A 3,123-nucleotide genomic window follows, 5' to 3' on the forward strand; every position below is an offset into this window, starting at 1 on the left:
GGTGCCCTCGGCAATGTCCCAACCATAGGCGCGGGCATCGGTGACCATCTCGCGGTATTCGCTGGCAAAGACCATCAGCTTCTTGGGTACGCAGCCGCGGATCACGCAGGTGCCGCCCATGCGGTATTCCTCGGCCAGCGCCACCCGGGCGCCCGTCTGCGCGGCCATGCGTGCCGCACGCACCCCGCCGGACCCGCCGCCAATCACGAAGAGATCATAGTCGAAATCGCTCATCAGACCCTCTTGTCCTTCAACGCGGACGGTAGAACACAGCGCTCCGCAAATGGCCAGTGCGCGGCGGGCGCGTCATCGTGTCAGGCGAGCTCCGATCCAGCAGCCTGCACGCGGCGCGATGTCCCGGCAAGACCGGGCACCGGCAAACCTGTGCCGACGCTGCCCGCACGTTCACGTCAGTCCCCGATGTCCGTGAAAAGGTTCTCCGTCTCGATGAACTCGTGACGGGCTTCGGTGACGGTGCCCGCGTTGATGTCGCGCTGCTCGACACGCCCGTCACCATAGCCGATCACCACCACGTCGCAGATATCGATGAACAGCCCGTTCTCGACCACGCCCGGGATCTGGTTCAACACCAGGCTCAACTGCCGGGCGTTCCCGATCCGGTTCAGGTGCAGGTCGAGGATATGGTTGCCCTCGTCGGTGTAATAAGGGGCATCGCCGTTCATCCGCAGGGAAGTGCGCCGCCCGAGCACATCCATGCCGATCAGCATTTCTTCGACCAAGGTCTTGGTGGTCTGCCAACCGAAGGGGATAACCTCCAGCGGAAGGGGAAAGGCGCCCAGGGTCTCGACCTGCTTGCCCGCGTCAGCGATAACGACCATCTGGTCGCTGGCCGTCGCGACGATCTTCTCCTGCAGCAGTGCCCCCCCGCCGCCCTTGATGAGGTTGAGGTTGCCGTCGAATTCATCCGCACCGTCGATGGTCAGATCGAGCCATTTCGCCTCGTCGAGCGAGATCACCTCGATGCCCACCTCGCGGGCCAGCTCCGCCGTGCGCGACGAGGTTGGAACGCCTCGGATCGACAGACCGGCCGCGACTTTCTCGCCCAGGCATTTGACCAGCCAGGCGGCGGTGGACCCGGTGCCAAGACCGACGCGCATTCCATCCTCGACGTAGTCGGCGGCCTGCTTTGCAGCGACGAACTTGGCCTTGTCGATGGGGGACAGCTCGGACATGTTGGCCTCTTCTATGGCGTGACTCGGGCCCTTATAGGCCGCGAGACGCCGTCTGGCGAGGGGCACGTCGGGCTTGACTACGGTGCACCGGGCTGATCGGGTCGGGCTTCGGCGGTACCGGGTGGCAACGCGTCGCATTCAGCCCCCACGACCGCATGAGCGGCCTTATCCTGAGTCCTGGCCCCATCCGGCGGCCGCACAGCGCACGACAACCCCGGGAGAGTGCATGTTCCTGAGCGTCTTCGACATGTTCAAGGTGGGTCTGGGACCGTCGTCCTCCCATACGATCGGACCCATGGTGGCCGCCGCGCGGTTTCTCGACCACCTGCGCGCACAGCCCTTCAGCGTGGCGGGCCTCAGGGCCTCGCTGCATGGCTCGCTTGCCTTTACCGGCGTGGGTCATGCCACCGACCGCGCCACGATCCTCGGGCTGGCAGGGTTCCGCGCCGATGACTACGACGCCGAGAAGGCCGAGGCGGAACTGGCCCGCATCAAGGCCGAGGGACATGTCACGCCGGACGGACTGGGTGAACTGGCCTTCCGTCCCGCCGAGGACCTGGAATTCGACTACGGCCCGCCGCTGCCCGGCCATGCCAACGGCATGATCCTGAAGGGCTGCGACGCGCAGGGCGACGTGATCACGCAGGTCACGTATTATTCCATCGGCGGCGGTTTCGTGCTGACCGAAGAGGAGCTGGCCCAGGGGCGCGACACAGATAACGGTCCGCCGGTGCCGTTCCCGTTCAAATCGGCGGCCGAAATGATGGACATGGCCGCCGAGGCGGGGCTGAGCGTGGCCCAGATGAAGCGCAAGAACGAGCTGAGCCGCATGCCCGGCGCCGACCTCGACAAGGGGCTGGCCCGGATCTGGCAGGTCATGAACGATTGTATCGACCGCGGGCTGACGGGCGACGGCGAATTGCCCGGGGGCCTGCGCGTGCGCCGCCGCGCAAGGGCGATTCACGAGGCGCTTCTGGCCGAACACGGGCGGAACCTGACCGCGCCACATGTCATCAACGACTGGATTTCCACCTATGCCATGGCCGTGAACGAGGAAAACGCCGCCGGGGGCCAGGTCGTCACCGCGCCAACCAATGGCGCGGCCGGCGTGGTGCCCGCCACGATCCGCTACTGGCTGGACCATGTCCCGGGCGCGACCCGCGCGCAGGTGCCCGAATTCCTGCTGACAGCCTCGGCCATCGGCGGGCTGGTCAAGTTCAACGCCTCGATTTCCGGGGCCGAGGCGGGCTGCCAGGCCGAGGTGGGCAGCGCGTCGGCCATGGCGGCGGCGGGGCTGTGCGCCGTCCTGGGCGGCACGCCCGAGCAGATCGAGAACGCCGCCGAGATCGCACTGGAACATCACCTTGGCATGACCTGCGATCCGGTGCGCGGGCTGGTGCAGGTGCCCTGCATCGAACGCAACGGGCTGGGCGCGATCAAGGCCGTGTCCGCCGCCTCGCTTGCCTTGCGCGGCGACGGCCAGCATTTCGTGCCGCTTGACGCGGCCATCGAGACCATGCGCCAGACCGGCGCCGACATGAGCGAGAAATACAAGGAAACCGCCCTTGGCGGGCTGGCGGTGAATATCCCCAACTGCTGAGGCCGTGGCGGCCGGAGTCGCGCTCAGGCGACCTCGGCTCGTCCTTAACAGACGGGCGCAGGCCCAATCGTCGGCTATGCGGACGTTGCCGACCTTCGCCGTCTTCCAGCGAACGACCGGTTCCCAATCGGGTAAATTGATTAGCTTTGCTGCCGGTTTAAAGTAAAGAGGAGCTTCGGCGCACAGCTCGAATAAGCGTTTTCAATAGGTGAAGCTTGATGGAAGACCGAAAGAAAGAAATACTGATGGCAGTTCTGGATAACTACCTGCAATCCGGAGACTTCAATGGAATGGGCGTGGTGCACTTAACGCAAGCTGGGGATGTTGAAC

General features: G+C 65.4%; 3 protein-coding genes. 1 reads left to right on the top strand and 2 read right to left on the bottom strand.

Features of this window, described 5'->3' with window-relative positions; translation table 11 throughout:
* On the bottom strand, positions 1 to 234 hold a 234-nt coding region (locus VJ897_RS11985; protein ID WP_324055903.1), incomplete at its 3' end, for an FAD-dependent oxidoreductase.
* A gap of 176 nt (positions 235 to 410) precedes the next feature.
* On the bottom strand, positions 411 to 1,193 hold the full coding sequence (rpiA, locus tag VJ897_RS11990) for a ribose-5-phosphate isomerase RpiA (protein WP_324055904.1): 783 nt from the start codon (positions 1,191 to 1,193) through the stop codon (positions 411 to 413).
* A gap of 226 nt (positions 1,194 to 1,419) precedes the next feature.
* Between rpiA and VJ897_RS11995 the strand changes: the two genes are divergently transcribed.
* The gene (locus VJ897_RS11995; RefSeq protein WP_324055905.1) at positions 1,420 to 2,793 is read left to right on the top strand and encodes an L-serine ammonia-lyase; all 1,374 of its coding nucleotides are present in this window, start codon (positions 1,420 to 1,422) and stop codon (positions 2,791 to 2,793) included.
* Positions 2,794 to 3,123: the final 330 nt, after the last annotated feature.

The organism is Salibaculum sp., from assembly GCF_035270045.1.
In the GTDB taxonomy this organism is placed as follows: Bacteria; Pseudomonadota; Alphaproteobacteria; order Rhodobacterales; family Rhodobacteraceae; genus Salibaculum.

Excerpts from the sequence above, each read along its gene's own strand:
- rpiA (WP_324055904.1), bottom strand. The coding sequence starts at position 1,193 with ATGTCCGAGCTGTCCCCCATCGACAAGGCCAAGTTCGTCGCTGCAAAG.
- VJ897_RS11995 (WP_324055905.1), top strand. The coding sequence starts at position 1,420 with ATGTTCCTGAGCGTCTTCGACATGTTCAAGGTGGGTCTGGGACCGTCG.